We start from the raw sequence: 22,956 nt of genomic DNA, 5'->3' as shown, positions 1-22,956 counted from the left end.
GGAGAGACATGACCGAAACACAGACGCAGCCGCGGACCGTACGCCGTACCGCTGCGAAGCAGATGATCATCGACTGCGACATCCACAACGTGATGGCACCCGGAGCCCTGGAGCCCTACCTCTCGAACCGCTGGCTCAGCCATCTGAAGACCTTCGGCTCGCGCCAGCACTCGGGGAACGTGTATCCCAAGGGATCGCCGGCCCGCTACGACGCCTTTCCGCCGTCCGGACTGCCCGCGGGTGCCGATCTGGGGTTCATGCAGAGACAACATCTCGACGGACTGAACGTCGAGTTCGGGATCCTCGGTCCGCTCAGTGGCTCCGGCAGCCAGCTCGATCCGGAGTTCTCCGCGGCGTTGTCGGCGGCAACCAACGACTGGCAGATCAAAGAGTGGCTGGAGCCGGAGCCGCGGTTGCGAGCGGGCATGATCGTGCCGGCGGAACACAGCGAGCAGGCGGTCGCCGAGATCGAGCGGCTCGCAGGCCATCCGGGTTTCGTGCAGGTGCTCCTGGTGGCCCGCAGTGCCGCACCGCTCGGCGACCGCCGGTACTGGAAGATGTACGAGGCTGCCGCCCGGCACGACCTGCCCGTCGGCATTCACTACGGTGGTGGCGTTCGCGGCGTACCGATCAGCAGTGCGGGGTGGCCGTCGTACTACCTGGAGGATCACGCGGGGATGTCCGCCGCGTTCCAGGCGCATGTGGCGAGCCTGGTCTTCGGCGGAATCTTCGAGCGGCTTCCGAACCTGCGCATCGCGCTGATCGAGGGCGGGTTCGCCTGGCTGCCGTCCCTGGCCTGGCGGATGGATACCCATTGGGAGCGCTTCCGCGCGGAGATTCCGGAGGTACGTCGTAGGCCGTCGGAGTACGTGCGTGAGCACTTCTGGATGACGACTCAGCCGATCGAGGAACCGCATCGGCCGGCCGATCTGCACAAGGTGTTCGAGCACCTCGGCGGAACCGGCAAGGTGATGTTCTCCACGGACTATCCGCACTGGGACTTCGACCATCCCGCGCACGCGTTCCAGGTCCGGTTGCCCGCGGCGCAGCGGGACAGCATCTACACCGAGAACGCCCGGGCCTTCTACAAGCTGCCGGCTAGAGCTGAGGGGTCGCATTGACCAAGATCAGCTCGATCGAGACGTTCGACGGCCACGGCTGCATCGTCCGCGTTCGTACTGACGACGGCCTGGTCGGGTACGGGCAGACGGCGCATTCCGAGGCCCGGATCACGGGGGAGGTGCTGCACACTCTGGTCGCGCGGAACTACCTGGATCGAGACCCGTTCGATGTCATGACCCTCGCTGAGGAGTGCGCACGTGCGGAGTACAAGTACTTCGGCAGCTTCCTGTTCCGGGCGCTGGCCGGCGTGGACACCGCACTGTGGGACCTGGTGGGCAAGGCGAAGTCGCAGCCGGTGTACCAGCTGCTCGGTGGAAAGTTCCGGCCGTCGGTGCCCGTCTACGGTTCGGCCATGCGTCGCGACACGACGCCCGAGGAGGAGGTCGATCGGATCGTCGCCGCCGTCGCCGCACACGGCTTCCGCGCGGTGAAGGTCAAGATCGGGGAGCGCAACGGTCGCGACGCGGAGTCGCGGTCCGGCCGGACCTGGCGGCTGGTTCCCTTGCTGCGCAAGGAACTCGGTGACGACATCGAGATCAGCGCGGATGCCAACGGCGCCTACTCCCCGGGGCAGGCGGTCCGGATCGGGCGACTGCTCGAGGAGTACGACTACCTGCACTTCGAGGAGCCGGTGCCGTTCTGGGAGTACGAGAACACCAGGAGTGTCGCGGCAACCCTCGACATCCCCGTCGGACTGGGGGAGCAGGAGTTCTCGGTCGACACTCTACGGCGGATCATGCAGGACGGTATCGGCGATGTCATCCAGCCCGACGTCTGTTACATCGGCGGCCTCACGCGGGCCCGGCAGGTTGCGGATCTGGCCAACCTTGCCGGGCTCCCGTGCGTACCGCACTCGTCGGGGAGATCGCTGACCGCGATCTTCACCGCGCATCTGGTGACGGCGATGCCGGCGTGCAACCTCTTCCACGAGTGGACCATCGAAGACTCCTCGGCCATGCGGGTCTACGAGCCGTTCCCGGTCGCGCAGAACGGCGAGGTAGTCCTGTCCGAGGCACCCGGTTGGGGTGTTGAGATCTCCGACTCCACACTGCAGCGCATGGACCGAAGGATGTCGTCTCTCTGACCCGCCGGGCTCTCACGGTCAGTGCTGGTGGCCGAGTTGGGCTCTGATCTCACCGCCGGGGAAGGCTCCGCTGTGGACGTTGACGTAGGTGGTTCCGTTCCGGAGGGCCTTGACGAAGTCGGCGAACTGGCCGGCGGTCAGGCTCTGGGCGGCCGGGCCGATCACGTCGGCCGGCCTGATCGTGCCCGTCACGGTCGCCGACACTGCCGGACGGGGTCACCGCCATGCCGATCGCGATGGCCACTGCCAGCAAACGTCGTCTCGACACCATCTCTGCCCCTCCCTGCCTTCGGCGACGGCCACCATGGCACCCACTACGCCGGGAGATCGCAGTACGGTCGAAGGTGGGAACTCAGGAAAGGGGACCACCGAGATGAGTATCGACCGGGGACTGCTGGCGACGCTGGAGGCCAAGCCGGGCAAGGAAGAGGAAGTGCGCGCGTTCCTCGAGAAGGGGCGGGAGCTGGCGGCCGCCGAAGCGGGGACCGTCACCTGGTACGCGTTCCGGCTCGGGCCGACGACGTTCGGGATCTTCGACACGTTCGCCGACGAGGACGGCCGGCAGGCTCACCTCAACGGTGAGATCCCGGCCGCCCTCGGACAGTTCGGTCCCGATCTGCTAGCCGCCGATCCGGACATCCGCACGATCGACGTCATCGCGGTCAAGTAGCGGACGACTGCGGCGAGGGAACGCCACGAGTGTCACGAGCAACCCCAGGCACGCCGCCGCGAGTACGCCCCGGTACGCGCGGTGGAACGCGTCCACATCCAGACCGCGGGACGCGAGGACCGTGGCCACGACCGCGACGCTGATGCCTCCGCCGACCTCTCGCATTGTCTCGACGAGGCCGCCGGCCAGCCCGGCCATGTCGTGGTGCACCCCGGTGAGGGCGCTGATCTGGATGGCCGGTGCGGCCAGGCCTCCGGCGAACCCGGTCAGCAGCAACATCGGCATCAGGTCGCTCGCGTAGTGCGGATGTGCGGGGACCCGGGTCAGTAGGTACGCGGCGACGGCGAGCACCCCGAAGCCCGCTGCGATCAGGCGCCGCGGCCCGACGATTCCCACGAGTTTCGCGCCGCTCGTCGCCGCGGTCACGAAGGACGTGACGGTGGTCGCCAGCCAGGCCAGACCCGTGCGCGTGGGCGAGTAGCCGAGCGCCTGCTGCATGAACAGCGACCCCAGGAAGATGGACGCGAAGATCGCGCCGAACAGCAGGAACGCGGCCAGGTTGGCAGCAACCAGCGACCGGTTCCGGATCGCTGCCGCCGGTACCAGCGGGGCGGACGATCGGGTCTCGATGACCAGGAACACCGCGAACGCCACGGCCGCCCCGGCGAGCAGTCCCAGGGTGCCGGCCGATCCCCACCCGTGGGCGCTCGACCGGCTCACGGCGTACACCAGCAACAGCAGGCCACCGGTCGCCGTGACCGCGCCGCCGAGGTCGAAGCGCTGCCGCACCACGCGCCCAGGAGCTCGGCCAGGAAGGATCAGCAAAGCAAGAGCGATCAGCCCCACCCCCACCGGCGCGTTGATGAAGAAGATCCAGCGCCAGCCCGGACCGGCGGTGAGCAGACCGCTCGCGAGTACGCCGATCGAGGCCGAGATGCCGGTGGTGGCGCCGAAGACGCCGAGCGCCCGGTTGCGTTGGGTGCCTTCGGCGAAGGTCACGGCGAGGATCGCCAGCGCGGCCGGCGGGATCATCGCAGCCCCCAGGCCCTCCAGGGCACGCGCGGCAACGAGTATCCCGGACGAGCCGGCGAACCCGGCGAGGACCGAGGCCGTGGTGAAGACCGCCAACCCGGCGAGCAGGGTACGGCGCCGTCCCCACAAGTCGGCGATTCTGCCGCCGAGCAACAGGAAACCGCCGAGCATCAGCCCGTATGCCGTGACGATCCACTGCACCGAGTCCTGCGTGATGTGCAGGTCGCGCTGGATCGTCGGCAGCGCGACGTTCACGATCGCGACGTCGAGCACGACCATGAACTGCGCAAGGCAGCACAGCAGCAGGACAAGTCCGGATCTGCTCCGCATCAGGCGCTCCGCTCGTACGTCAGCTGGACGAGTCCTGCACCCACGGTCGCGACACCGGACAGCCGGAGCGCGCGGGGAGTTGTGAGGTCGCCGAACACCCGTCCGCCCGAGCCCACGATGTGCGGGAACACGATCAGCCGCACCTCGTCGATCAGGTCGTGCTCGGCGAGCGTGCGTACGAGCTGGTAACTCGCATACACGACGATGTCGCCGTCGATCCGCTGCCGCAGGTTCGCGATCTCGGCGGCGAGGTCGCCGGTGAGGACGGTGGTCGGGCCCCAGTCCGTCCGTCCCGCGGTGGAACGGACGACGTACTTGGGCAGCCGGGCCAAGGTTGCTGCCCACTCGCCGGGCCGTCCCACCCAACGCTGCGCGAACCATTCGTAGCTGCGGCCACCGATCAGCAGCGCAGCCGTGTTCAGTGCCTCCTCGAACTCCACCTTGGCCCAGGCCTCGCGGTCCGCGCCGGGGATCCGGGTGAACCAGCCCCCGAACTCGAAGCCCTCTTCGCCGGTCGGGTCCTGGCTGATCCCGTCCAGCGTGGCGTTGGTGCTGATCACGATGCGTCCCATCGAACTCTCCTGTCGTCTTCGGTACGTTCGGTTGAGGTAGGCACCGGGCGGCTCCGGAATTGGGCGGCGGAGCACCGCCCAGTTCTCGACTCCGGGGGTGTCTGTACCGGCAAAGGAGGTGGTGCGCATGCGACCGATCGAGGACGACTTGCTGGTACTGGCGCAGGCCGGGGACGGTGACGCGTTCCGGGAGCTCAGCGAGCCGTATCAGCGCGAGCTGCTGGTGCACTGCTACCGGATGCTCGGCTCGCTGCAGGACGCGGAGGACACGCTGCAGGAGACCCTGCTGGCCGCCTGGCGGGCGATCCCGGGCTTCGAGGCCCGGTCGTCGGTCCGCACCTGGCTCTACACGATCGCGACCAATCGGTGCCTCAACGCGCGGCGAGCGATCCGTCGCCGGCCGGCGAAGGAGTGGGACGTGCCCGGAGTGCAACCACCGGCCGCGACGCGCATCGGCGAGGTCGTTTGGCTCGAGCCACTACCCGAACACCTGTCGGCCGATGTCGGCACGGCGCCCGGACCGGAGGCGCAGTACGAACAGAGCGAGTCGATATCACTCGCGTTCGTGACCGCCCTGCAGTTGCTGCCACCACGTCAGCTCGCCGTGCTCGTCCTGCGTGACGTCCTCGGCTATCGGGCTCATGACGTGGCCGACATGCTGCAGACCACGACAGACTCGGTGACGAGCGCCCTCAAACGAGCGCGGGCCGCGCTGCTCAAGGACCCCGCGCGGCAGGCGGCACCACAGCCTGGCTCGCCTGCCGAAGCGAGGCTCGTCGCCCAGTTCGTCCGGGCGTACGAGGCGAGCGACGTCGACGGGGTCATCGCGCTCCTCACCGACGACGTGTTCCTCTCGATGCCGCCGATGCCGTTCGAGTACGAGGGAAAGCCGATCGTCGCCGAGTTCTGGCGGACGCTGTTCACCGCGCGCGAATACCGCCTGGTGCCCACCCGCGCCAACGGTCAGCCGGCATTCGGCACCTACGTCCGCGGTGCTGACGGCATCTTCCGTGGCACCGGCCTGTTCGTGATCACGGTCGAGGGTGAGCAGATCAGCGCGCTGACCCGGTTCGAGAAGATGTTCCTGGCCAGATGTGGGCTGCCCCGAACACTGCCCGCCGTCCGTGGGTGAGGGGCTGCCCGCACTCAATGCATGTACAGCCCTCCGTCGACATTGAGCGTATGTCCGGAGATATAGCCGGACTCCTCGGACATCAGGAACGCGATCGCGGACGCAACGTCGTACGGCTCCCCGACGCGATTGACCAGGAGGTCGTCGACCAGGGCCGCCCGCCGCTCGGGAGTCAGCGGGCCGCCCATGATGTCGGTGTCGATCGGACCGGGAGCCACGGCGTTGACCGTGATCCCGTACGGACCGAGCTCTCGCGCGAGCGCCCGGGTCAGTCCGATCACGCCCGCTTTCGCAACGGAATATGGGGTTTTGCTGTAGGTGCCGCCGCCTCGCTGAGCCGACGTCGAGGAGACACTGACGATCCGGCCGTAGCCGTGCCGCACCATGCTTTCGGCGACCCGCCGGGTGACGTAGTGCACGCCGTTCAGGTTGATGTCGATCACCCGGTGCCACTCGTCAGGAGTCAGTTCGAGGTAGGGGACCGGTGAGCTGACGCCGGCGATGTTGGCCAGCGCTGCCAGCGGTGGCAGCGCGGCCTCGAGCTCGTCGATCGCCGTCCGAACGTCCTCTTCGTTCGACACATCGGCCACGACGGCGTAGGTCCTGACGTTGTGCTTCTCGGCGATCTCCGCTGCGAGCGCCCGGCCGCCGTCGGCGTCGATGTCGATGATGCCGATGCTCCACCCTCGTTCGGCGAGCAGCAGTGCCGTCGCGCGTCCGATGCCGCGGGGTGACGCCGCCCCGGTCACAACCGCGCTGCGATTCACTTCGCGGCCCCGTAGTCCTGTCCGGGCTTCCAGTCGCTGAAGGCGTAGTCGTCCTCCGAGACCTTGGCCCCGGCCGCCTTCGCCTTCTGGATCGCCCGGGCCCGATCAGCAGCCGTGGTGTCGCTCAATTTCTTCAGCTCGGCCTTGAGGTCCTTGATCGATCCGCCCAGGTAGCCCTGGACGATGTTGCCGACGTGCGGGGTGACCGGCTTGCGGAGCGCGTCCACCTTGGCCTGCTGGGGGTTCTTCACGATCGCCTGCGGCATCTGGAACACGTTCGTCTTGCAGAAGTCGACCCCCTTCTTGTACGCGTCGATCGCCTTCGACGACGCGACAAGATCAAGATTCAGCGGCGGCTGATCCATCGCCTCGATCATCCCGTTCTGGTAGTCCTCGGACATGAAGGACGCGAGCAGTTTCCCGGCCGCGTCAGGGTTCTTGCTGTCCGCGGACACGAAGTACCCCGAACTCGGCCGGCCGCGGTAACACCAGGGATTCGTCCCTGCGGTCGGCACCAGCACCTGTCCGGACGCGAGCTTGTCGACGATCGGGGGCGCCAGCGCCTTCGATCCACCGGCGCACCAGATGCCGTCGATGAAGGTCGCGACCGCGCCGGACGCGAAGCGGGTCCGGGCGTCGACCACACCGAAGTTGTTCGAGCCGGGCATGATCAGCTTGGCGTCGCTCAGCTCCTTGAGGAACTCGATCACGGTGACGTAGGCGTCGTGGTCGTACGAATACTCACCGGTGGCGAACTGCAGGCCCTGATAGCCGGGGAAGCCGGCTGTCTGCGCCATGTCGTCGACCTGGTCACGGATTCGCCCGCCGTCGGCACCGATCGCCAGGGTCAGCGGCTGGATCCCCGCCGACTTCAGCTTGTCGAGGGCGTCCTTGAAGCCCGCGTAGTCCGCGGGCACGTTGTTCGGATCGAGTCCGGCCTTGCTCCAATGATCTTTGTTCACCCACACCAGCGTCGAGCTCTGCCGGAAGCTGAACATCGGGAACCCGTACAGCTTGCCGTCCAGCTGGGTGATGCCCTCGGTGAACGCGTCCTTGGGAAGCTTGGACTTGATGTCCTCGGGCAGCGTGATCTCGTGCACCCAGTTGCCACTGACCAGGGCCGGCAACGGCAACCCGACCACGTTGGAGTAGACGTCAGGCATCTTGTTGGCCTGATGCGCCAACTGGAAGGCCTGGGGTGCTTTGGATGCGTCGTAGTAGGTGTGGGCGACGTTGGTCTTCAGCGACGGCGACTGCGTCTTCGCCCAGTCGTCGTTGAGACGCTTGAACGAACTGAAGTGGTCCCACCAGTCCAGCGATCCAGTGGTGCCACCACTCGCGCTGCCGGCCTTGTCGGTCGAGCTGCTGCATCCCACCGCCGCGCCGGCGACAGCAAGTACCGATGCGCCGAGCAGACTGCGACGTGTCATTCCGGTCATGATTTTCCACTCCTTCGGGTGTGACTAAGACTTGACTGCTCCGGAGATTCCCTCGACGAAGTAGCGCTGCATGAAGACGAAGAGCACGACCACCGGCAGGATCGAGATCACGCCGGCCGCGGCCATTCCGGACCAGTCGGTAGCGGTCTCTCCGACGAACGCCTGCATGCCGACGCTCACCGTCCGCAGATCGGGCCGGCTGAAGGTGAACACCAGTGGCAGGAAGAAGGCGTTCCACGTGGTGATGAAGGTGAGGACCGCGACGGTCGCCGTGACCGGCATCGCCAGTGGCAGCATCACCGAGAAGAAGGTACGAACGAAGCCGGCGCCGTCGACCATCGCCGCTTCCTCCAGCTCCCGCGGGATCTGCCGGAAGTAGCCGTAGTAGATGAGGATCGCCGACACGTACGCCCCACCGCTGAGTGCCAGGATCATTCCGCTGAGGGAGTCGATCAGGTGCAGCTGCATCGAGATCTTGACGACCGGGATGATCGTGTAGCCGGTGGGTACGAAGAGCGTCGCGACCAGGACCCCGAGGAAGAGTTTGGATCCGCGGAACCGGTAGCGGGCAAGGACATAGCCGGCGGTCGCGCAGCGGATGGTGACGATCACGACGGTGAACACGGTGACCAGTACGGTGTTGATCAGGTACCGGCCGAAGTGCGCGTCGTTCCACGCCCGCGCGTAGTTGTCCCAGACGAACTTGTCCGGCCACAGCTTGAGGCCGCCGGTGAACATCTCCATGTTGTCCTTGAGCGATGCCGACAGCATCCACAGGAACGGAAAGATCCACAGCACCGCGATACCCACCAGGAAGAGCGCGGCGATCCACCAGGGCAGTCGACTCAACAAGCGCCGCTGCCGGTCCGTGCGTACGGCCAGTTCCGCGGTCATCGCTGTTCTCCTCTCAGCCGGCGGCCGGCGTACACGCCCCACAACTGGATGGCGCCGACGATCGCGACCAGCAGCCCGAAGACCACAGCGGCCGCGGACGCGTGCCCGAGTTGGGGGATCGGGGCGGCGAACGCCCACCGGTAGATGTAGATCTCGATGATCTCGGTGTGGAAGTACGGCCCACCCGCGGTCAGCGTGTACATCAGATCGAAGTTGTGGAAGGTCTCCTCGACCGTCAGCACGGTGATGATGATCAGGAACGGCTTGAGCATCGGCACCGTGATGTACCGGAAGAGCTGCCAGGTGCCGGCGCCGTCGATCCGAGCCGCCTCGTACAACTCGTACGGGATGGTCTGCAGCGCCGCGAGCCAGTAGATCATCGTGACGCCGAAGAACTTCCAGATGTACAGCACGGCTGCCGTCGGCAGCGCCAGGTGCTGATCACCCAGGAAGTCGACGCCGCCGAAGCCGAGCTTCATCAACAGGGTGTTGATCGGTCCGGTGCCCGGATCCAGGACGAAGCGCATCACCACGCCGATGATCGCCGTCGTGGTCACCACCGGGATGAAGAACGCCGATCGCAGGACCCCGATCAACGGCAGCTTCGGGGAGTTGAGGACCATCGCCACCAGCAGCGTGAGCAGCACCCGGGCCGGCACCACCAGCACCATGAAGAGCAACGTGACCTTGAACGAGTTCCAGAACAGCGGATCGGCGAAGACCTCGCGATAGTTGCTCACTCCGACGAACTGTTGACCGGAGTCGAAACCGTTCCACTCGACCAGGGAGTACCAATAGCTCGCGATGATCGGATAGATGGTGTAGACGCCGTACAGCACCACGGTCGGCAGCAGGAAGATCCAGATCCAGGTGGTCTTCTTCCAGCCCTGACCTGGTCGCTTCGGTTGGTCGAGGGCTGATGTGCCGGCCCGCGACCGGCGGGTCTGCCGCCGGGTGAGTTGCACAGATCTGGTCGTCATGATCCGGCTACCTGATCTGGCTGATGGCGAACGTGCGGGGATCGCTGCCGAGCCGGTTGCCGTTCTCCAGCGCGGTGATCGAGGCAACCTCGTCGTCGGTCAACTCGAAGCCGCCGAGGTCGAAGTTGGCGCGGATCCGCTCGGGATTGACCGACTTGGGGATGACGATGTGCCCGAGTTGCAGGTGCCACCGCAGTACGACCTGCGCCAGCGTCACGTGGTGCGCCCCCGCGATCGATGCCAGCACCGGATGATCGAGGTCACCGCCCTGGCCGAGCGGCGAGTACGCCTCGACCGCGATCAACCGCTCGCGGCACAGCTCGGTCAGTTCGCGCTGTTGATAGCTGGGGTGCAGCTCGATCTGGTTGATCGCCGGAACGAGCTCGCTCTCCTTGGCCAATCGGTCCAGGTGTTCGGCAAGGAAGTTGGACACACCAACGGCCCGTACCCGCCCGTCGGTGGAGATCCGCTGCAGTGCCCGCCAGCTGTCGACATAGAGATCGGCAGCCGGATTGGGCCAGTGCAGGAGATACAGGTCGGCGTAGTCCAGCCCCAGGCGCCGCAGCGTGTCCTCATACGCCTTCAGCGCCGACTCGTAGCCGTGCTCCCCGTTGCGCAGCTTGGTGGTGACGAACAGCTCCTCCCGGGGGAGTCCGCTGGCCCGCACGGCCGCACCCACCCCAGCCTCGTTGTTGTACGCCGCTGCGGTGTCGATGTGCCGATAGCCGATCTCGATCGCCTGCTCGACCGCGGCCTGCGTCTCGCTCGGCGGGACCTGGAAGACACCGAAGCCACGCTGGGGAATCCGTACGCCGTTGTTCAGCGTGATCACGTTCTGGTCCATCGTCCGCCCCTCTCGGGTCAGCTGCTCGGTTCGAGGATCAGTAACGATGCCGACGGCAACGGCAGCGTGACCTCCAGGGACACGTCGCCGTCCACGGTGAGGCTGCCTTCGGCCTCGAACTCCTCGAGACCCTGCCGGGCGTGGATCGTGGCCAGCTGTTCGGCGGTCGGATCCTGGGGCGAGCCAAGCTTTTCCCAGGCGGTGAAGGAATTGCTGTGGTCGGCGTCGATGCGCAAGTGCCGCAGCCGGTAGGACCCGGCCGGCAGGTTGCGTACGGTCACGCTCACCGGAGTCAGCTCATCGCTGGTCTGGTACTGATCATCGATGTGCCGCCAGACCAGTACGGCGACGGTCCCGTCTTCTGCACGCGAGGCGAGGGCGTCGACTTCCTCCGGCATGCTGCTGCCGTCGGTGTGCTCGAGCTCGCCGACCTGCCAGGCCGCGTCCGAGGTCGTGCCAAGCCGGTCCTGACCGAGCAGCGACAGCATCCGGTAGGCGTTGAGGAACGGCTTTTCGACGCCACCCGCGGTGAGGAAGGACCGGGTGCCTTCGAAGTAGCGTTCGGCCTCGAAGTAGAAGCTCCAGGAGGTGGCGTAGGCGACCTGGGCCGGCTCGGTGGCGTTCAGGTCCAGGATCTTCTTCATCAGCTTCGCCTGGAAGACCGGGTAGTACTCGGTGTTCTGGAAGCTGTAGTTGCGGTTGTCGTACCGTCCGAAGTGCGCCGGTACGGCGGCGTCGCACTCGTCGACGATCACCGGCAGGTCGGCGTACGCCTGGTACGAACCGATCAGCCGGTTGAACTCGCGCAGGTCGTACAGCATCTTCGTCGACGACGGGCTGAGCTGCTCGGCCGCCGGCTCGGCGAACGGCTTGTAGTCACGGGTCGGGAAGTGGCAGCCCTTGGTGTGGTACGAGATGAAGTCCAGCGGCTCGTCACGGCGCGAGGTGTAGTCCAGGAAGCCCCGGAGGAAGTTCAGTCCGCCACTGGTGACAGCCGGTCCGCCGACCTTGGCCTCGGGCAGCACGCCGCGGATCGCTTGGACCGTAGCGGTGTAGAGCTCGTTGTATTGATCAAGAGTGCCGCGCCAATAGCTGATGTCCGGCTCGTTCCACAGCTCCCAGAGCCAGGTCTTCACCTCCGCCTCGCCGTAGCGCTCGATGCAGTGCCGGACCGTTGCGCCGATCAGGCCCGCCCACTTGGCGTAGTCCTTGGGCGGATATCCCCAGGCACCTGCCTCGTAATTGGTGTACGCGGTGGGGCTGGGCACGACGGTCAGCTCGTCGGCCTCGGGTGGCAGGAGATCCCGCGGGGTGAAGCCGAGTTCCACCAGCAGGTGATGCCCGGCGCCGACGATCGCGTCGTATGCCTGGTCCAGCAGCGTGAAGTCGTAGTAGGGATTGCCTTCGGCGTCTTCGTGGTAGACGTTGCCTGAGCTCCAGTGCGGGATGCCGAAACCGCTGCCGGAGCAGTACATGTAATGCGGCCGGACGAAGTAGCCGCCGCCGGAGAAGTCGGTGAAGGTCTGCAGCAGCCGCTTGCCGGTGGGCGTGTACGTCCAGTTGAACTCGTCGTAGCCGAAGCTCTCCCAGACGCGCGTCAGCGGGCCCAGGATCTGCGCGGCGTCGACATCGATCGTCGCCGCGGTGACGTGCGGCGCGTCGGGATTGCGGGGAGCGGCCGGCGGGAACGGGCCGAGGGCCGTGCGTCCGGTGTGAACCGCTGTGTCGGTGGTCATCGTCGTGACCTCTCTGCCCTGGGGGTCGGGCTGCCTCACGGTCGGCCGACGGTGGCGCCGGCGCTGTGCCGCTCTGCCTGAGTGGAGGTCCCGAGTCTGACCTGGTAATCGGTTTACTGTCAATGATTAACTGTTTACAATCTACAAAGAGACCCGAGAGGGGTTAGAGTCGTCCTGCTTTCGGATACTGGCGGTAACTGCTTCGAGGAGGTGGTCGGCATGATCCCCGACGACGTCGTGTCCCCACTGCCGTCGCAGCGCGGTCTTGGTGATCTGGTCACTGACGTGCTGCGGGAGATGATCACTGATGCCAAGTTCCAGCCGGGCCAGCATCTCAAGGAGACCGAGTTGGCCAAGACGCTCAAGGTCAGCCGTGGGCCGATCCGAGAAGCGCTCACCCGGCTCGAGGAAGAGGGCCACGTCGAGATCAGGCGGCACCGCGGGGCGTTCGTCAGCACCCTGACGAAGACGGATGTCGAGGAAGTGCACACCCTCCGCGGCGCCATCGAGAGACTGGCCGCCGGCCGGGCGTGCACCCGGATGCAGGGTGCGGGATTCGCCGAGATGGATGCGGTCCTGGAGCAGATGAAGAGCGTCGACACCAAGATCGATCCGGAGGACGCCGTACGGCTGGACCTCCAGTTCCACGACATCATCTACACCTATTGCGATCACGCCCGGGTGCAGCGGGTCTGGGAGTCCATCCGTGGTCAGGTGACGGTCTTCCTGCGGGCCCGCAACGCGAGCTTCCCCGACTTCCTCGACGTCGGTTACAGCGAGCACAAGGAGCTACGAGACGCCTTGGCCCTGGGTGATCCGCAGGCAGCCCAGGACGGAATCGACAAGCACATCCTCGGCGCCTACGAACGCCTGAAGCGCCTGAACCTCCCAGAACGCTGACCCCCAACCGCTGCCCTAAGCCCCGGTTCAACGCACCTTGAAGACAGGTCCACCGGGCGGTAGTGCCTTGCGAATTCCGTGTGGAACCGGCGCCGTGCGCAGCGCGGCACGCGTCCTCCGCACAACCATCATCGGAGCACGGACCCCTCCAGATCAGAAGGCCGGTTCCTGACGACTGCGGTATTTGAGGAGACCTTCGACTCCTCGCAGGAAGGTCTCGCAGATGGGTTTCGGATCGGTCAGGCAGCCGGCGGCCATCGCGCCGTCTCGCAGCATCACGAAGTGCCGGGCGGCCGGTTCTGGATCGATCTTCCCGATGCCGGAGAAGAGCTCGGTCAGGGTTGTCAGAAACCACTGCCGGTGCTTGAGAACTGCCTGGTGGACCGGATGGTCCGGGTCAGGGTACTCGGCGGCGGCGTTCAGGAACGCGCAGCCTCGGAAGCCGGCGCTCTGGATGTCGTCGGCGATCGACCGGCCGATGCTTCGAATGACGTCGTCGGAGCCGGCGCCTGGAGTCCGCGCGGCGCTCACCTGCGCACGGAGTGCCTCGTCGGCTTGCGTCAGGTAGGCGACGATGAGGTCGTCCTTGCTCGGAAAGTGCCTGTAGAGCGTGGCGCGCGTTACCTGTGCCTTGGCGATGACGCGGTCGACACCCACGGCGTGGATGCCTTCGCCGTAGAAGAGCCCAGTGGCCGTGTCGAGCAGTCGAGCCCGTGCTTCCGACATCCGTTCCCTTCCGATCTCTGAGGTGCTGTAGCGAGCGTAGCAGATAGAACGATCGGTCTTGACAACGACAGACACGCTGCTGCAAGCTCCTCCTGTGTACCGATCGTTCTATCTATGCCGCTGACGGCGGGACGATCCACCAGCTTCACCCACCGAGAGAGGGATCCGATGTCCAGCGCATTCAAGGCCGTCGACGCCGGCCGCACCGGCACCGTGGCTGATGCCACCAGCAGCACCAAGGCGCTCCGAACCCTGTACTACGTCCGCTTCGGATTCGCCATCATCTGGGCGATCCTGATGATGGCGATCGCCAAGACCATCAACCCCGGAACTGTCGCCCTGCTGGTCATCTACCCGCTGTTCGACCTCGCCGCGGCCGTGATCGACTTCCGCTCCTCGGGTGCCACACGCCCGAAAGCACCGCTCTACCTCACTATGGGCCTGAGTCTGCTCACTGCCATCGGATTGGCCGTCGCGGCCGCCTCCGGCATCCCGAGTGTGCTGCGGGTGTGGGGCGTCTGGGCGATCACCGCGGGCATCGTCCAGTTGATCGTCGCGATCCTGCGCTACCGGCTCGGTGGCCAGTGGGCGATGATCCTCAGCGGTGGCATCTCCGTCCTCGCCGGCAGCAGTTTCATCGTGATGGCGGGCGGGCCGAACGCTTCACTCACCACGGTCGCCGGCTACGCGATCCTGGGCGGAGTCTTCTTCCTGATCTCCGCGATCCGTCTGCACCGCCTTGCGGCGAAGGCGAAATGACATGACGAGTACAAGCCAGTACTTCGACGTGGTGATCATCGGAGCCGGACCGGTCGGTGAGAATGTTGCCGACCGGGTGGTGCGGGGCGGCCTGACCGCAGCGATCGTGGAACGCGAGCTCGTCGGCGGGGAATGCTCGTACTGGGCCTGCATGCCGACCAAAGCCCTGCTCCGCGACGCCGCCGCGGTTCGCGCCGCTCGCGCACTGCCGGCCGCCGGCCAAACCGTCACCAGCGACGTGGACCCAGCCTTGGTGCTGGCCCGGCGTGACCGATTCGCCTCCGGCTGGAACGATTCCGGCCAGGTCGAATGGCTGAACCACGCAGGGATCACCCTGATCCGTGGACACGGACGCATTACCGGCACCCGTAGCGTCAGCATCGCCCATACCGGCGGCACGACCACGGCGGTGCAAGCACGCCATGCGGTAGTGATCGCCGCCGGTAGCAGCGCCCACCTGCCACCCATTCGAGGACTCGCGGACGTGGCGCCGTGGACAAGCAGAGAGGCCGCCGCCGTCCAGGTCATCCCGAATCGGTTGGCCATCATCGGTGGCGGGGTCGTCGGGTCCGAGATGGCCACCGCGTTCAGCGCCCTCGGCTCGCAGGTGACCCTCATATCCCAGAGCCGGCTGCTGCCCGGTGTGGAGCCGTTCGCCGGTGACCAGGTGACCGCTGCTCTCCGAACGGCGGGGGTGTCGATTCACCTCGACGTCGACGCCACCGAGGCCCGCCGCGATGACTCCGGCACGGTGCACCTCACGCTCTCCGACGGCACAGCCGTCGATGCTGACGAAGTTCTCGTCGCGACCGGACGTACACCGAACACCAAGAACCTCGGCCTGGATCACCTCGATCTCACGCCCGGAGACTGGCTGCATGTCGACGACACGCTCGCTGTTGTCGACGACGCGGGCAAGCCTGTTGACGGTGGCTGGCTGTATGCCGCGGGCGACGTGAACAAGCGCGCCGTACTCACTCATCACGGCAAGTACCAAGCTCGCGCTTTGGGAGACGCGATCGCCGCACGAGCGCACGGCGAGAAGCTCGACCTGAGTCCGTGGGGACGCCATGCGGTCACCGCCGACGAACGCGCCATCACCCAGGTGATCTTCACCGATCCCGAAGTAGCGGCTGTAGGTCTGTCCGCCGAAGCCGCATCGGCGGCCGGCAAGAGGATCCGGATCGTCGACCACGACCTCGGAGCGGTCGCCGGCGCCGCACTGCACGCCGACCACTACCGCGGACAGGCCCGGATGGTCATCGACGACGACCGCAACACCCTGATCGGCTTCACCGCCGTCGGACCCGACGTCGCCGAACTCCTCCACGCAGCCACCATCGCCATCACCGGCGAGGTCCCGCTGGATCGCCTCTGGCACGCCGTCCCCGCCTACCCAACCATCAGCGAACTCTGGCTCCGCCTCCTCGAAACCGACGGCCGCGACCGATAGACCAAGCCGTTGGAAAAAGGCATGCTGCCTTTCAGGGCCGTGTGAGCGATGGGGATCAGATGAGCGAGACCGAGCCCGGCGAGGCGCCTGCTGACGGGCAGGTGCCGTTCCGCTACGACGCACGTCGTGCGAACGAGATCGAGCTGCGGTGGCAGGACCGGTGGGCAACGGACGGCACCTTCGACTCACCCAACCCGTCCGGTCCGTTCGCCAGCGGTTTCGAGCGGATGGCCGGGCGCCGGAAGTTCTACGTCCTCGACATGTTCCCGTATCCGAGCGGTGCGGGCCTGCATGTGGGTCACCCACTCGGCTACATCGGAACAGACGTGGTCGCCCGATTCCTGCGGATGACCGGCGGCCATGTCATGCACACCTTCGGATATGACGCGTTCGGGCTGCCTGCCGAGCAATACGCGATCGACACCGGTCAGCATCCCCGGGTGACGACGCAGGACAACATCGACAACATGCGCCGCCAGTTGCGGCGTCTCGGATTGGGCCACGACACCCGCCGGTCGATCGCAACCACCGACCCTTCTTACTACCGTTGGACCCAATGGATCTTCGTGCAGCTCTTCAACAGCTGGGTTGATCAGCGGACGGGGCACGCCCGCCCGATCGGGGAACTCATCGCCGAGTTCGTCTCCGGTCAGCGCCCGACGCCCGATGGACGAGCGTGGAGCGAACTGGCGGAGCGCGAACGGCGAGAGCTGATCGACAGTTTCCGGCTGGCTTATGTCTCGGAGGAACTCGTCAATTGGTGCCCTGGCTTGGGCACGGTGCTCGCCAACGAGGAGATCACTGCCGACGGTCGCAGCGACGTAGGCAACTTCCCGGTCTACCGGCGACCGCTGCGCCAGTGGATGCTGCGGATCACGGCCTTGGCAGAGCGGCTGATAGACGACTTGAACCTGGTGGACTGGCCGGAGTCGATCAAGCAACTGCAGCGCAACTGGATCGGAGCCAGCGACGGCGCTCGCATCGATCTCAGAGTTGTCGGCCACCCGGACCTGTCGATCGAGGTGTTCACCACCCGCCCGGACACCTTGCCAGGTGCCACCTATGTCGTGCTCGCGCCGGAGCATCCGCTGGTGAACAAGCTGGTCGCGGAGTCCTGGTCGGACGACATCCCATCAGCATGGCGATATCCAGCGGGACGCGGCCGCGCCGCGACCGACTGGGCACCGCGGGATGCTGTCGCCGCATACCAGGAAATGGCCGGGCGGCTCACTGACCGGCAGCGCACGGCCGCGGCGTACGACAAGACCGGCGTCTTTACCGGCAGCTACGTGATCAACCCGGCGACCGAAGCACAGATCCCGGTCTTTCTGGCCGATTACGTGGTGATGGGCTACGGGACCGGCGCGATCATGGCGGTGCCTGCCCACGACCAGCGCGACCTCGACTTCGCTCATGAGTTTGCGTTGGAGGTGCACGCCGTACCCGGACCACCGGTCTCGTGGTTCGGCGGCCTCTCCCAGGAAGAGGAGATCTCAGCCGCCATCAGCTGGCTCGAGGACACGCGATGTGGGCGCCGGCAACGTTCCTACCGGTTGCGCGACTGGTTGTTCTCCCGCCAGCGCTACTGGGGCGAGCCCTTCCCCATCGTGTACGACGAGACCGGTCTGCCTGTTGCGCTCCCTGAAGCGGCCTTGCCCGTCGAGCTTCCAGAGATGACGGACTTCCGGCCTGCGCCACAGGAGGACGAGACCGGCGATCCGGTCCCGCCGTTGGCCAACGCAGGGGAGTGGGGAACCGTCGAACTCGACCTTGGAGACGGTCCGAAGCGGTATCGGCGCGAGCTGAACACGATGCCGCAGTGGGCTGGGTCCTGCTGGTACTACTTGCGCTATCTGGACCCGGCCAACGACCAGATGTTCGTCGACCCGGAGATCGAGCGCTACTGGATGGTCCCACCGGACGCATCCCAGCCGGGCGATGGTGGCGTGGACCTCTACGTCGGCGGAGTCGAGCACGCCGTACTGCACCTGTTGTATGCCCGGTTCTGGCACAAGGTCCTCTACGACCTCGGCCATGTCTCGACCAAGGAGCCGTTCCGGCGGCTGTACAACCAGGGCTACATCCTGGCCGATGCTTTCACCGACGAGCGCGGTATGTACGTTCCGGCGGCCGAGGTGGTTCAGGCGGATGACGGCGCCTGCGTCTACAACGGCGAACCGGTCACTCGGCGGGCCGGCAAGATGGGCAAGAGCCTCAAGAACAGCGTCAGCCCAGATGACATGTATGCCAGGTACGGCGCCGACACACTGCGGTTGTACGAGATGGCCATGGGCCCGCTGGACACCGACCGGCCATGGCAAACTGACGACATCATCGGTGTGCACCGGTTCCTCCAGCGTCTGTGGCGCAGCATCGTCGACGAAGCGACCGGCGAAACCCGCGTCAGCGACCAGGAGCTGGACGAGGACACCCTCGGGCGCCTGCAGCGCACGATCACGATCGTGCGCAAGGATCTTGGTGCGTTGCGGTTCAACACCGCCATCGCCCGCCTGATGGAGCTGACCAATCACGCCGCCCGGATCGTGGGCAGGGACGGCGCGCTACCCAGGACCTTGGCCGAGCCACTGGTGCTCATGATCGCGCCGCTCGCGCCACACGTCGCCGAGGAGCTGTGGATGCGGCTGGGCCACGAGACCTCGCTGACGTACGCGGACTTCCCCGAGGCCGACGAGGACCTGGCTGCTGACAGGGCCGTCACACTTCCCGTCCAGGTCAACGGAAAGACCCGCTTCACCGTCGAGGTCCCGGCAGACGCCACGCAGCAGGACATCGAACGCATCCTCGCCGGCAACGCCGACTACCTGCACCACCTCGAAGGACAGCCGGTCCTGCGCCTCGTCATCGTCCCCGACCGCATCGTCAACGTGGTGACGAAATCCTGAGGTAGATGCAGCTCCGCCAGAATGCTGACGCATGTGTTGACTTTTCGTCGTTGGCGTCGAAGACTGAAGATGTGAAGCATTCAGCCTTGCGGGTCGGATTGGTCGTGCCCAGTTCCAACGTGACGGTGGAGACGGAGATGCCTGCCTTGCTGGGGCCGGGGTTCTCGTTCCACGCGAGCCGGATGCGGATGGCCAAGGTGTCGGCCGCGCAGCTGGCAGCGATGAACGCACAGCGAGAACGGTGCGTGCTGGAGCTGGGAGATGCGCGGCCGGACGTGATTCTGTACGCCTGCCTGGTCGCGCTGATGGCGGGCGGGCCAGGGGAGCACCAGCGCGTGGAGGGTCTGGTCGCGGAGCAGCTGGCGACGGGTGGGTCCGAGGCGAAGGTCCGGTCGAGTGCGGGTGCGCTGGTCGAGGCGCTGCACGCGATCCCGGCGCGCCGGGTGGCTCTGGTCACGCCGTACCTGCGTCCGCTGGCGGAGCAGGTCGTCACGTACTTGGAGGCCGAGGGGTTCGAGATCGTCGACTGGCGGGCGCTGGAGGTCGAGGACAACCACGCGGTCGGGTGCATCCCCGGTACGGAGGTGATGGCCGCGGCGCGTTCGCTGGATCTCTCGAACGCCGACGCGCTCGTGCTGTCCGCCTGCGTGCAGATGCCGTCGTTGCCGTTGATCGACGACGCCGAGCGCGAGTTCGGCGTACCGGTGATCTCGGCCGCGACGGCCGGCGCCTACAGCATCCTCAAGGCTCTCGACCTGCCGCTGACCATCACCGGAGCGGGTTCACTGCTCCGGCGCGACACCGCCGCACTGATCAACTAGACAAGGAGACTCGATGACATCGCTGGACGACAGTCACCTCGTCCGTGGGGTCGACCACGCGGCGTTCCCGACGTTCGACCCAGCCGGGACCGTACGGTTCTACCGCGACGTCCTGGGCTTCCCGGTGGTGCACTCGATCTGTGCGGCGGGCTGGGGGCCTGAGGACCACCCGGACTTCATCCACTTCTTCTTCGACATCGGCAACGACGACCGGATCGCCTTCTTCTACTACTTCGGTCTGGCCGCGCCGGACCGCTCGGTGGGCAAGGGCGACGTCTACGCCCGCTTCGACGCGGACACGCCCGAGTACTTCGTCCGCTCGCGGCACCTGGCCCTGCACGTCGACTCCGACGAACACCTGATGGAGTACCGGCGCCGGCTCGATGCGTCGGAGTGGCCGGTGGAGATGCAGATCCAGCACGAGACGATCGAGTCGATCTACACCCACGACCCGAACGGCTACATGGTCGAGATCACCCGCGCGCTCCGCCCGGTGACGCCGCAGGAGGACCTCGACGCGAACCTCACCATCGACGCCCTGGTCGACATCGTGCAGAACCCGGGCCACAGCATGGACGATCTCCTGCTCCGCAAGGCCGAACTCATCGTCGAGCGCGCCGAACGCTGGCAGGAAACCGGCCCGGTGGCGCCATGACCCATCGGCTGTTCGTCCTCGACGTGCCCGAGAACACCCGCGTCCACGAGGTCGCAGCGGAACAGGAGACCGTCAAGAGCTTGCGCATCGGTCCGTACGTCGCCCTGGAGTCGGACGACCCGATCGTTGTCGATCGCCGGGCGACCGGATGCCGGCACGCGGTCTGGTACTCGTGTGTCGCCGGCCTGGCCGGGTGCCGGATCACCCAATGGGACAAGGACGCGCTGCGCGTCGAGGCCCGATGACCGTCAGCCGACTCGGCGCCGGGCGCCATACCGACCTGCTCGACGAGCCCGAGGATGTGGAGACCACGGTCCACCGGCTCACCACCAGCGACGGTGCGACGGTGACCGGCGTACTGCGGGTGCCCGCTGGCGCGCGTACGGTCGTCACACTGATGCATCCCCGTCAGGACGTCACCCACCACGCGTCGGTCCCGTACCTCCTTCGCGACGGGTACGCCGTCTGGACCCAGGGATCGCGTTCACCCAACAACGACCTCAATCTGCTGCACGAGCAGGCGATTGTCGACTTCGCCGCCGGTCACGTCAGGCTCCGCGACCTCGGCTTCGACCAGGTGGTCTGCCTCGGCCACTCCGGTGGTGCCACGCTCGCGGCGTTCTACTGCCAGCAGGCCGGCGCGGCCGAGCGGCTGACGACGACTCCGGCCGGACGGCCGGTGCCGCTGGCCGACACCGAGATGCCGTTGCCCGACGGGTGCATCTTCATGGCACCGCACCCGGGACAAGGTGCGTTGCTCCTCCGCGTCATCGATCCGTCGGTCGCCGACGAGTCCGATCCGCTGTCCGTCGACCCCGACCTGGATCCGTTCGCAGCCGCCAATGGTTTCGTGGAAGCACCCGAGTCGACGACGTACGACGCGGCGTTCGTAGCGGGGTACCGCGAGGCGCAGGCCACCCGGATCGCGCGCATCGATGCCCGCGCGCGGGAGTGGGTGGCCGAGTCACGTGCCGCGAAGAAGCATGACGACCGGCGGCGGGCGATCGCGCCACGGGTGCTGACGACGTACCGGACCGACGCCGATCTGCGCAACGTCGACCTGTCCCTGGATCCGAACGAGCGGCCGTACGGCTCGCTCTTCGGGCGCAGGCCCGACCTGACGAACTACGGTCTGGTCGGCTTCGGCCGGCTCGCGACCGCCGAGGCGTGGCTGTCGACCTGGTCGGCCAACACCACGAACGCCGACTTCGCGCGCTGCGCCCCGGGAGTCACCGTGCCGTCGCTGCTGCTGGAGCTGACCGGCGACCAGGCCTCGTTCCCCGCGGACATCGCGCGGTTCCGGGCCGCGCTCGGCGCGGACGACGTCACGGTGGCCTCCGTGCCGGGCACCCATTTCGGCGGTCCGATCGCCAACGGTGCGCCGACCGGGACCGAGCTCGCCGCGCACGTGATCGACGAGTGGATCAGTCGTCGATGACCTGCTCGAGATAGTCCAGTTCGCGGCGCAGCCGGGCCAGCGACCGCCGGCGCGGATCGCCGTCAACCGCGTCGTCGCCGGCGGCCAGCACCGACGCGACGGCCAGGTCGGCGATCTCGTCGGCGACCCGCTCGTTCTCCTCCGGTGTGCCGTCGTGGTGCCACCAGGCGACCCAGTTGCACTGGCCGATGATCGAGAGTGCGGCGATCCGGGCATCGACCGCGCGGAACGCGCCGGAACTGGTCCCGGCCTCGATCACTCCGACGAACTCGCGCAGTACCTTCCGCCGGCTCTCGGTGTACCGCTTGACCAGGTCCGGCGGCAGGTCGGCCTCGGACCGGATCAGCAGCTGGAACTTCGCCGGGCCGGTGGCCTGCAGCAGCGCGACGGCGCGAGCCATCCGGCGCAGCCGCTCGGACGCGCTGAGCTTCTTCTCGGCGTTGACCGCGCGCAGTGCCTGGGCGGGCAGCTCGGCCAGCTCGGTGACGAGCTTGGCGAGGATGTCCTCCTTGCTGCGCACGTAGTGGTAGAGCGCCGGCCGGGTCAGCCCGGTGGCCTCGGCGATGTCCTTGAGGCTGGTCCCCGCGAAGCCGCGCTCGGCGAACAGCCGGGTCGCCTCGGCGATGATCTGCGCTTCGACCAGGTCGCGGCGGGTGGTGCTCCGCGGGTTCCGGGGCGCGGGATCCGACGTCATGGCTC

The 22,956-nt window shown here is 66.8% G+C and carries 23 protein-coding genes; 12 read left to right on the top strand and 11 right to left on the bottom strand.

The window, feature by feature from the left end; all coding sequences use genetic code 11:
• Nucleotides 1–8: 8 nt before the first annotated feature.
• Complete coding sequence (locus tag ACZ3HV_RS18080) at nucleotides 9–1,121, top strand: amidohydrolase family protein (RefSeq protein WP_465685662.1); 1,113 nt, start codon at nucleotides 9–11, stop codon at nucleotides 1,119–1,121.
• A complete protein-coding gene (locus ACZ3HV_RS18075; protein ID WP_465685660.1) occupies nucleotides 1,118–2,206 on the top strand; it encodes a mandelate racemase/muconate lactonizing enzyme family protein in 1,089 nt (362 codons plus the stop codon). Before ACZ3HV_RS18080 ends, ACZ3HV_RS18075 begins: the two co-directional genes overlap by 4 nt.
• A gap of 18 nt (nucleotides 2,207–2,224) precedes the next feature.
• Here the strand turns inward: ACZ3HV_RS18075 and ACZ3HV_RS18070 are convergent, their stop codons facing one another.
• A complete protein-coding gene (locus tag ACZ3HV_RS18070) occupies nucleotides 2,225–2,398 on the bottom strand; it encodes a CHRD domain-containing protein (RefSeq protein ID WP_465685658.1) in 174 nt (57 codons plus the stop codon).
• A 181-nt stretch (nucleotides 2,399–2,579) separates the two neighbouring features.
• Between ACZ3HV_RS18070 and ACZ3HV_RS18065 the strand changes: the two genes are divergently transcribed.
• Nucleotides 2,580–2,876 carry a putative quinol monooxygenase gene (locus ACZ3HV_RS18065; RefSeq protein ID WP_360359554.1) on the top strand — a complete coding sequence of 99 codons (297 nt, stop codon included), beginning with the start codon at nucleotides 2,580–2,582 and terminating at the stop codon, nucleotides 2,874–2,876.
• Here ACZ3HV_RS18065 and ACZ3HV_RS18060 read toward each other — a convergent pair.
• Together ACZ3HV_RS18060 and ACZ3HV_RS18055 are read right to left on the bottom strand one after the other, a co-directional pair.
• Nucleotides 2,826–4,238, bottom strand: a complete 1,413-nt coding sequence (locus ACZ3HV_RS18060) for an MFS transporter (RefSeq protein ID WP_465685656.1) — start codon at nucleotides 4,236–4,238, stop codon at nucleotides 2,826–2,828. The genes ACZ3HV_RS18065 and ACZ3HV_RS18060 overlap by 51 nt on opposite strands.
• A complete protein-coding gene (locus tag ACZ3HV_RS18055) occupies nucleotides 4,238–4,810 on the bottom strand; it encodes a dihydrofolate reductase family protein (RefSeq protein WP_465685654.1) in 573 nt (190 codons plus the stop codon). Before ACZ3HV_RS18055 ends, ACZ3HV_RS18060 begins: the two co-directional genes overlap by 1 nt.
• Nucleotides 4,811–4,937: 127 nt before the next feature.
• On the opposite strand from ACZ3HV_RS18055, the gene ACZ3HV_RS18050 reads away from it, so the two are divergent.
• The gene (locus tag ACZ3HV_RS18050) at nucleotides 4,938–5,942 is read left to right on the top strand and encodes an RNA polymerase subunit sigma-70 (RefSeq protein ID WP_465685652.1); all 1,005 of its coding nucleotides are present in this window, start codon (nucleotides 4,938–4,940) and stop codon (nucleotides 5,940–5,942) included.
• 14 nt (nucleotides 5,943–5,956) lie between these two features.
• Here ACZ3HV_RS18050 and ACZ3HV_RS18045 read toward each other — a convergent pair whose 3' ends face one another.
• The 6 genes from ACZ3HV_RS18045 to ACZ3HV_RS18020 are packed head-to-tail and all read right to left on the bottom strand — an operon-like array spanning nucleotide 5,957 to nucleotide 12,602.
• A complete protein-coding gene (locus ACZ3HV_RS18045; RefSeq protein ID WP_465685650.1) occupies nucleotides 5,957–6,709 on the bottom strand; it encodes an SDR family NAD(P)-dependent oxidoreductase in 753 nt (250 codons plus the stop codon).
• Nucleotides 6,706–8,148, bottom strand: a complete 1,443-nt coding sequence (locus ACZ3HV_RS18040) for an ABC transporter substrate-binding protein (protein WP_465685648.1) — start codon at nucleotides 8,146–8,148, stop codon at nucleotides 6,706–6,708. The genes ACZ3HV_RS18045 and ACZ3HV_RS18040 overlap by 4 nt, the downstream gene beginning before the upstream one ends.
• Nucleotides 8,149–8,172: 24 nt before the next feature.
• A complete protein-coding gene (locus ACZ3HV_RS18035) occupies nucleotides 8,173–9,042 on the bottom strand; it encodes a carbohydrate ABC transporter permease (RefSeq protein ID WP_465685646.1) in 870 nt (289 codons plus the stop codon).
• On the bottom strand, nucleotides 9,039–10,022 hold the full coding sequence (locus ACZ3HV_RS18030; protein WP_465685645.1) for a carbohydrate ABC transporter permease: 984 nt from the start codon (nucleotides 10,020–10,022) through the stop codon (nucleotides 9,039–9,041). Before ACZ3HV_RS18030 ends, ACZ3HV_RS18035 begins: the two co-directional genes overlap by 4 nt.
• A 7-nt stretch (nucleotides 10,023–10,029) precedes the next feature.
• Entirely contained in the window at nucleotides 10,030–10,866 is an 837-nt protein-coding gene (locus ACZ3HV_RS18025) for an aldo/keto reductase (RefSeq protein ID WP_465685643.1), read from the bottom strand.
• A 17-nt stretch (nucleotides 10,867–10,883) separates the two neighbouring features.
• Nucleotides 10,884–12,602, bottom strand: a complete 1,719-nt coding sequence (locus ACZ3HV_RS18020; protein WP_465685641.1) for a GH39 family glycosyl hydrolase — start codon at nucleotides 12,600–12,602, stop codon at nucleotides 10,884–10,886.
• Between the two features lie 219 nt (nucleotides 12,603–12,821).
• Here ACZ3HV_RS18020 and ACZ3HV_RS18015 point away from each other — a divergent pair, with 219 nt between their 5' ends.
• Nucleotides 12,822–13,502 carry a GntR family transcriptional regulator gene (locus ACZ3HV_RS18015; RefSeq protein WP_465685639.1) on the top strand — a complete coding sequence of 227 codons (681 nt, stop codon included), beginning with the start codon at nucleotides 12,822–12,824 and terminating at the stop codon, nucleotides 13,500–13,502.
• Between the two features lie 153 nt (nucleotides 13,503–13,655).
• On the opposite strand, the gene ACZ3HV_RS18010 is transcribed toward ACZ3HV_RS18015, so the two are convergent.
• Nucleotides 13,656–14,228 carry a TetR/AcrR family transcriptional regulator gene (locus ACZ3HV_RS18010; RefSeq protein ID WP_465685637.1) on the bottom strand — a complete coding sequence of 191 codons (573 nt, stop codon included), beginning with the start codon at nucleotides 14,226–14,228 and terminating at the stop codon, nucleotides 13,656–13,658.
• A 168-nt stretch (nucleotides 14,229–14,396) separates the two neighbouring features.
• Here ACZ3HV_RS18010 and ACZ3HV_RS18005 point away from each other — a divergent pair, with 168 nt between their 5' ends.
• The 7 genes from ACZ3HV_RS18005 (at nucleotide 14,397) to ACZ3HV_RS17975 (ending at nucleotide 22,257) form a co-directional block, all read left to right on the top strand.
• Nucleotides 14,397–14,987: a hypothetical protein gene (locus ACZ3HV_RS18005; protein WP_465685635.1), complete on the top strand. Its 591-nt coding sequence runs from the start codon at nucleotides 14,397–14,399 to the stop codon at nucleotides 14,985–14,987.
• Between the two features lies 1 nt (nucleotide 14,988).
• Nucleotides 14,989–16,440, top strand: a complete 1,452-nt coding sequence (locus ACZ3HV_RS18000; RefSeq protein WP_465685633.1) for a dihydrolipoyl dehydrogenase family protein — start codon at nucleotides 14,989–14,991, stop codon at nucleotides 16,438–16,440.
• 59 nt (nucleotides 16,441–16,499) lie between these two features.
• Entirely contained in the window at nucleotides 16,500–19,343 is a 2,844-nt protein-coding gene (locus tag ACZ3HV_RS17995; protein ID WP_465685631.1) for a leucine--tRNA ligase, read from the top strand.
• Between the two features lie 71 nt (nucleotides 19,344–19,414).
• The gene (locus ACZ3HV_RS17990; RefSeq protein ID WP_465685629.1) at nucleotides 19,415–20,164 is read left to right on the top strand and encodes a maleate cis-trans isomerase family protein; all 750 of its coding nucleotides are present in this window, start codon (nucleotides 19,415–19,417) and stop codon (nucleotides 20,162–20,164) included.
• A gap of 13 nt (nucleotides 20,165–20,177) precedes the next feature.
• A complete protein-coding gene (locus ACZ3HV_RS17985; protein ID WP_465685627.1) occupies nucleotides 20,178–20,819 on the top strand; it encodes a VOC family protein in 642 nt (213 codons plus the stop codon).
• Nucleotides 20,816–21,064, top strand: a complete 249-nt coding sequence (locus tag ACZ3HV_RS17980; protein ID WP_465685625.1) for a hypothetical protein — start codon at nucleotides 20,816–20,818, stop codon at nucleotides 21,062–21,064. The genes ACZ3HV_RS17985 and ACZ3HV_RS17980 overlap by 4 nt, the downstream gene beginning before the upstream one ends.
• Nucleotides 21,061–22,257 carry an alpha/beta fold hydrolase gene (locus tag ACZ3HV_RS17975; RefSeq protein WP_465685623.1) on the top strand — a complete coding sequence of 399 codons (1,197 nt, stop codon included), beginning with the start codon at nucleotides 21,061–21,063 and terminating at the stop codon, nucleotides 22,255–22,257. Before ACZ3HV_RS17980 ends, ACZ3HV_RS17975 begins: the two co-directional genes overlap by 4 nt.
• Here ACZ3HV_RS17975 and ACZ3HV_RS17970 read toward each other — a convergent pair.
• Nucleotides 22,244–22,951: a TetR/AcrR family transcriptional regulator gene (locus tag ACZ3HV_RS17970; protein ID WP_465685621.1), complete on the bottom strand. Its 708-nt coding sequence runs from the start codon at nucleotides 22,949–22,951 to the stop codon at nucleotides 22,244–22,246. The two genes, ACZ3HV_RS17975 and ACZ3HV_RS17970, sit on opposite strands and share 14 nt — an antisense overlap.
• Between the last annotated feature and the right edge of the window lie 5 nt (nucleotides 22,952–22,956).

This window comes from Kribbella sp. NPDC020701 (assembly GCF_055562215.1).
Note: the sequence above shows the minus strand (reverse complement) of the source record. Positions and strands in the feature narration are given on the sequence as shown.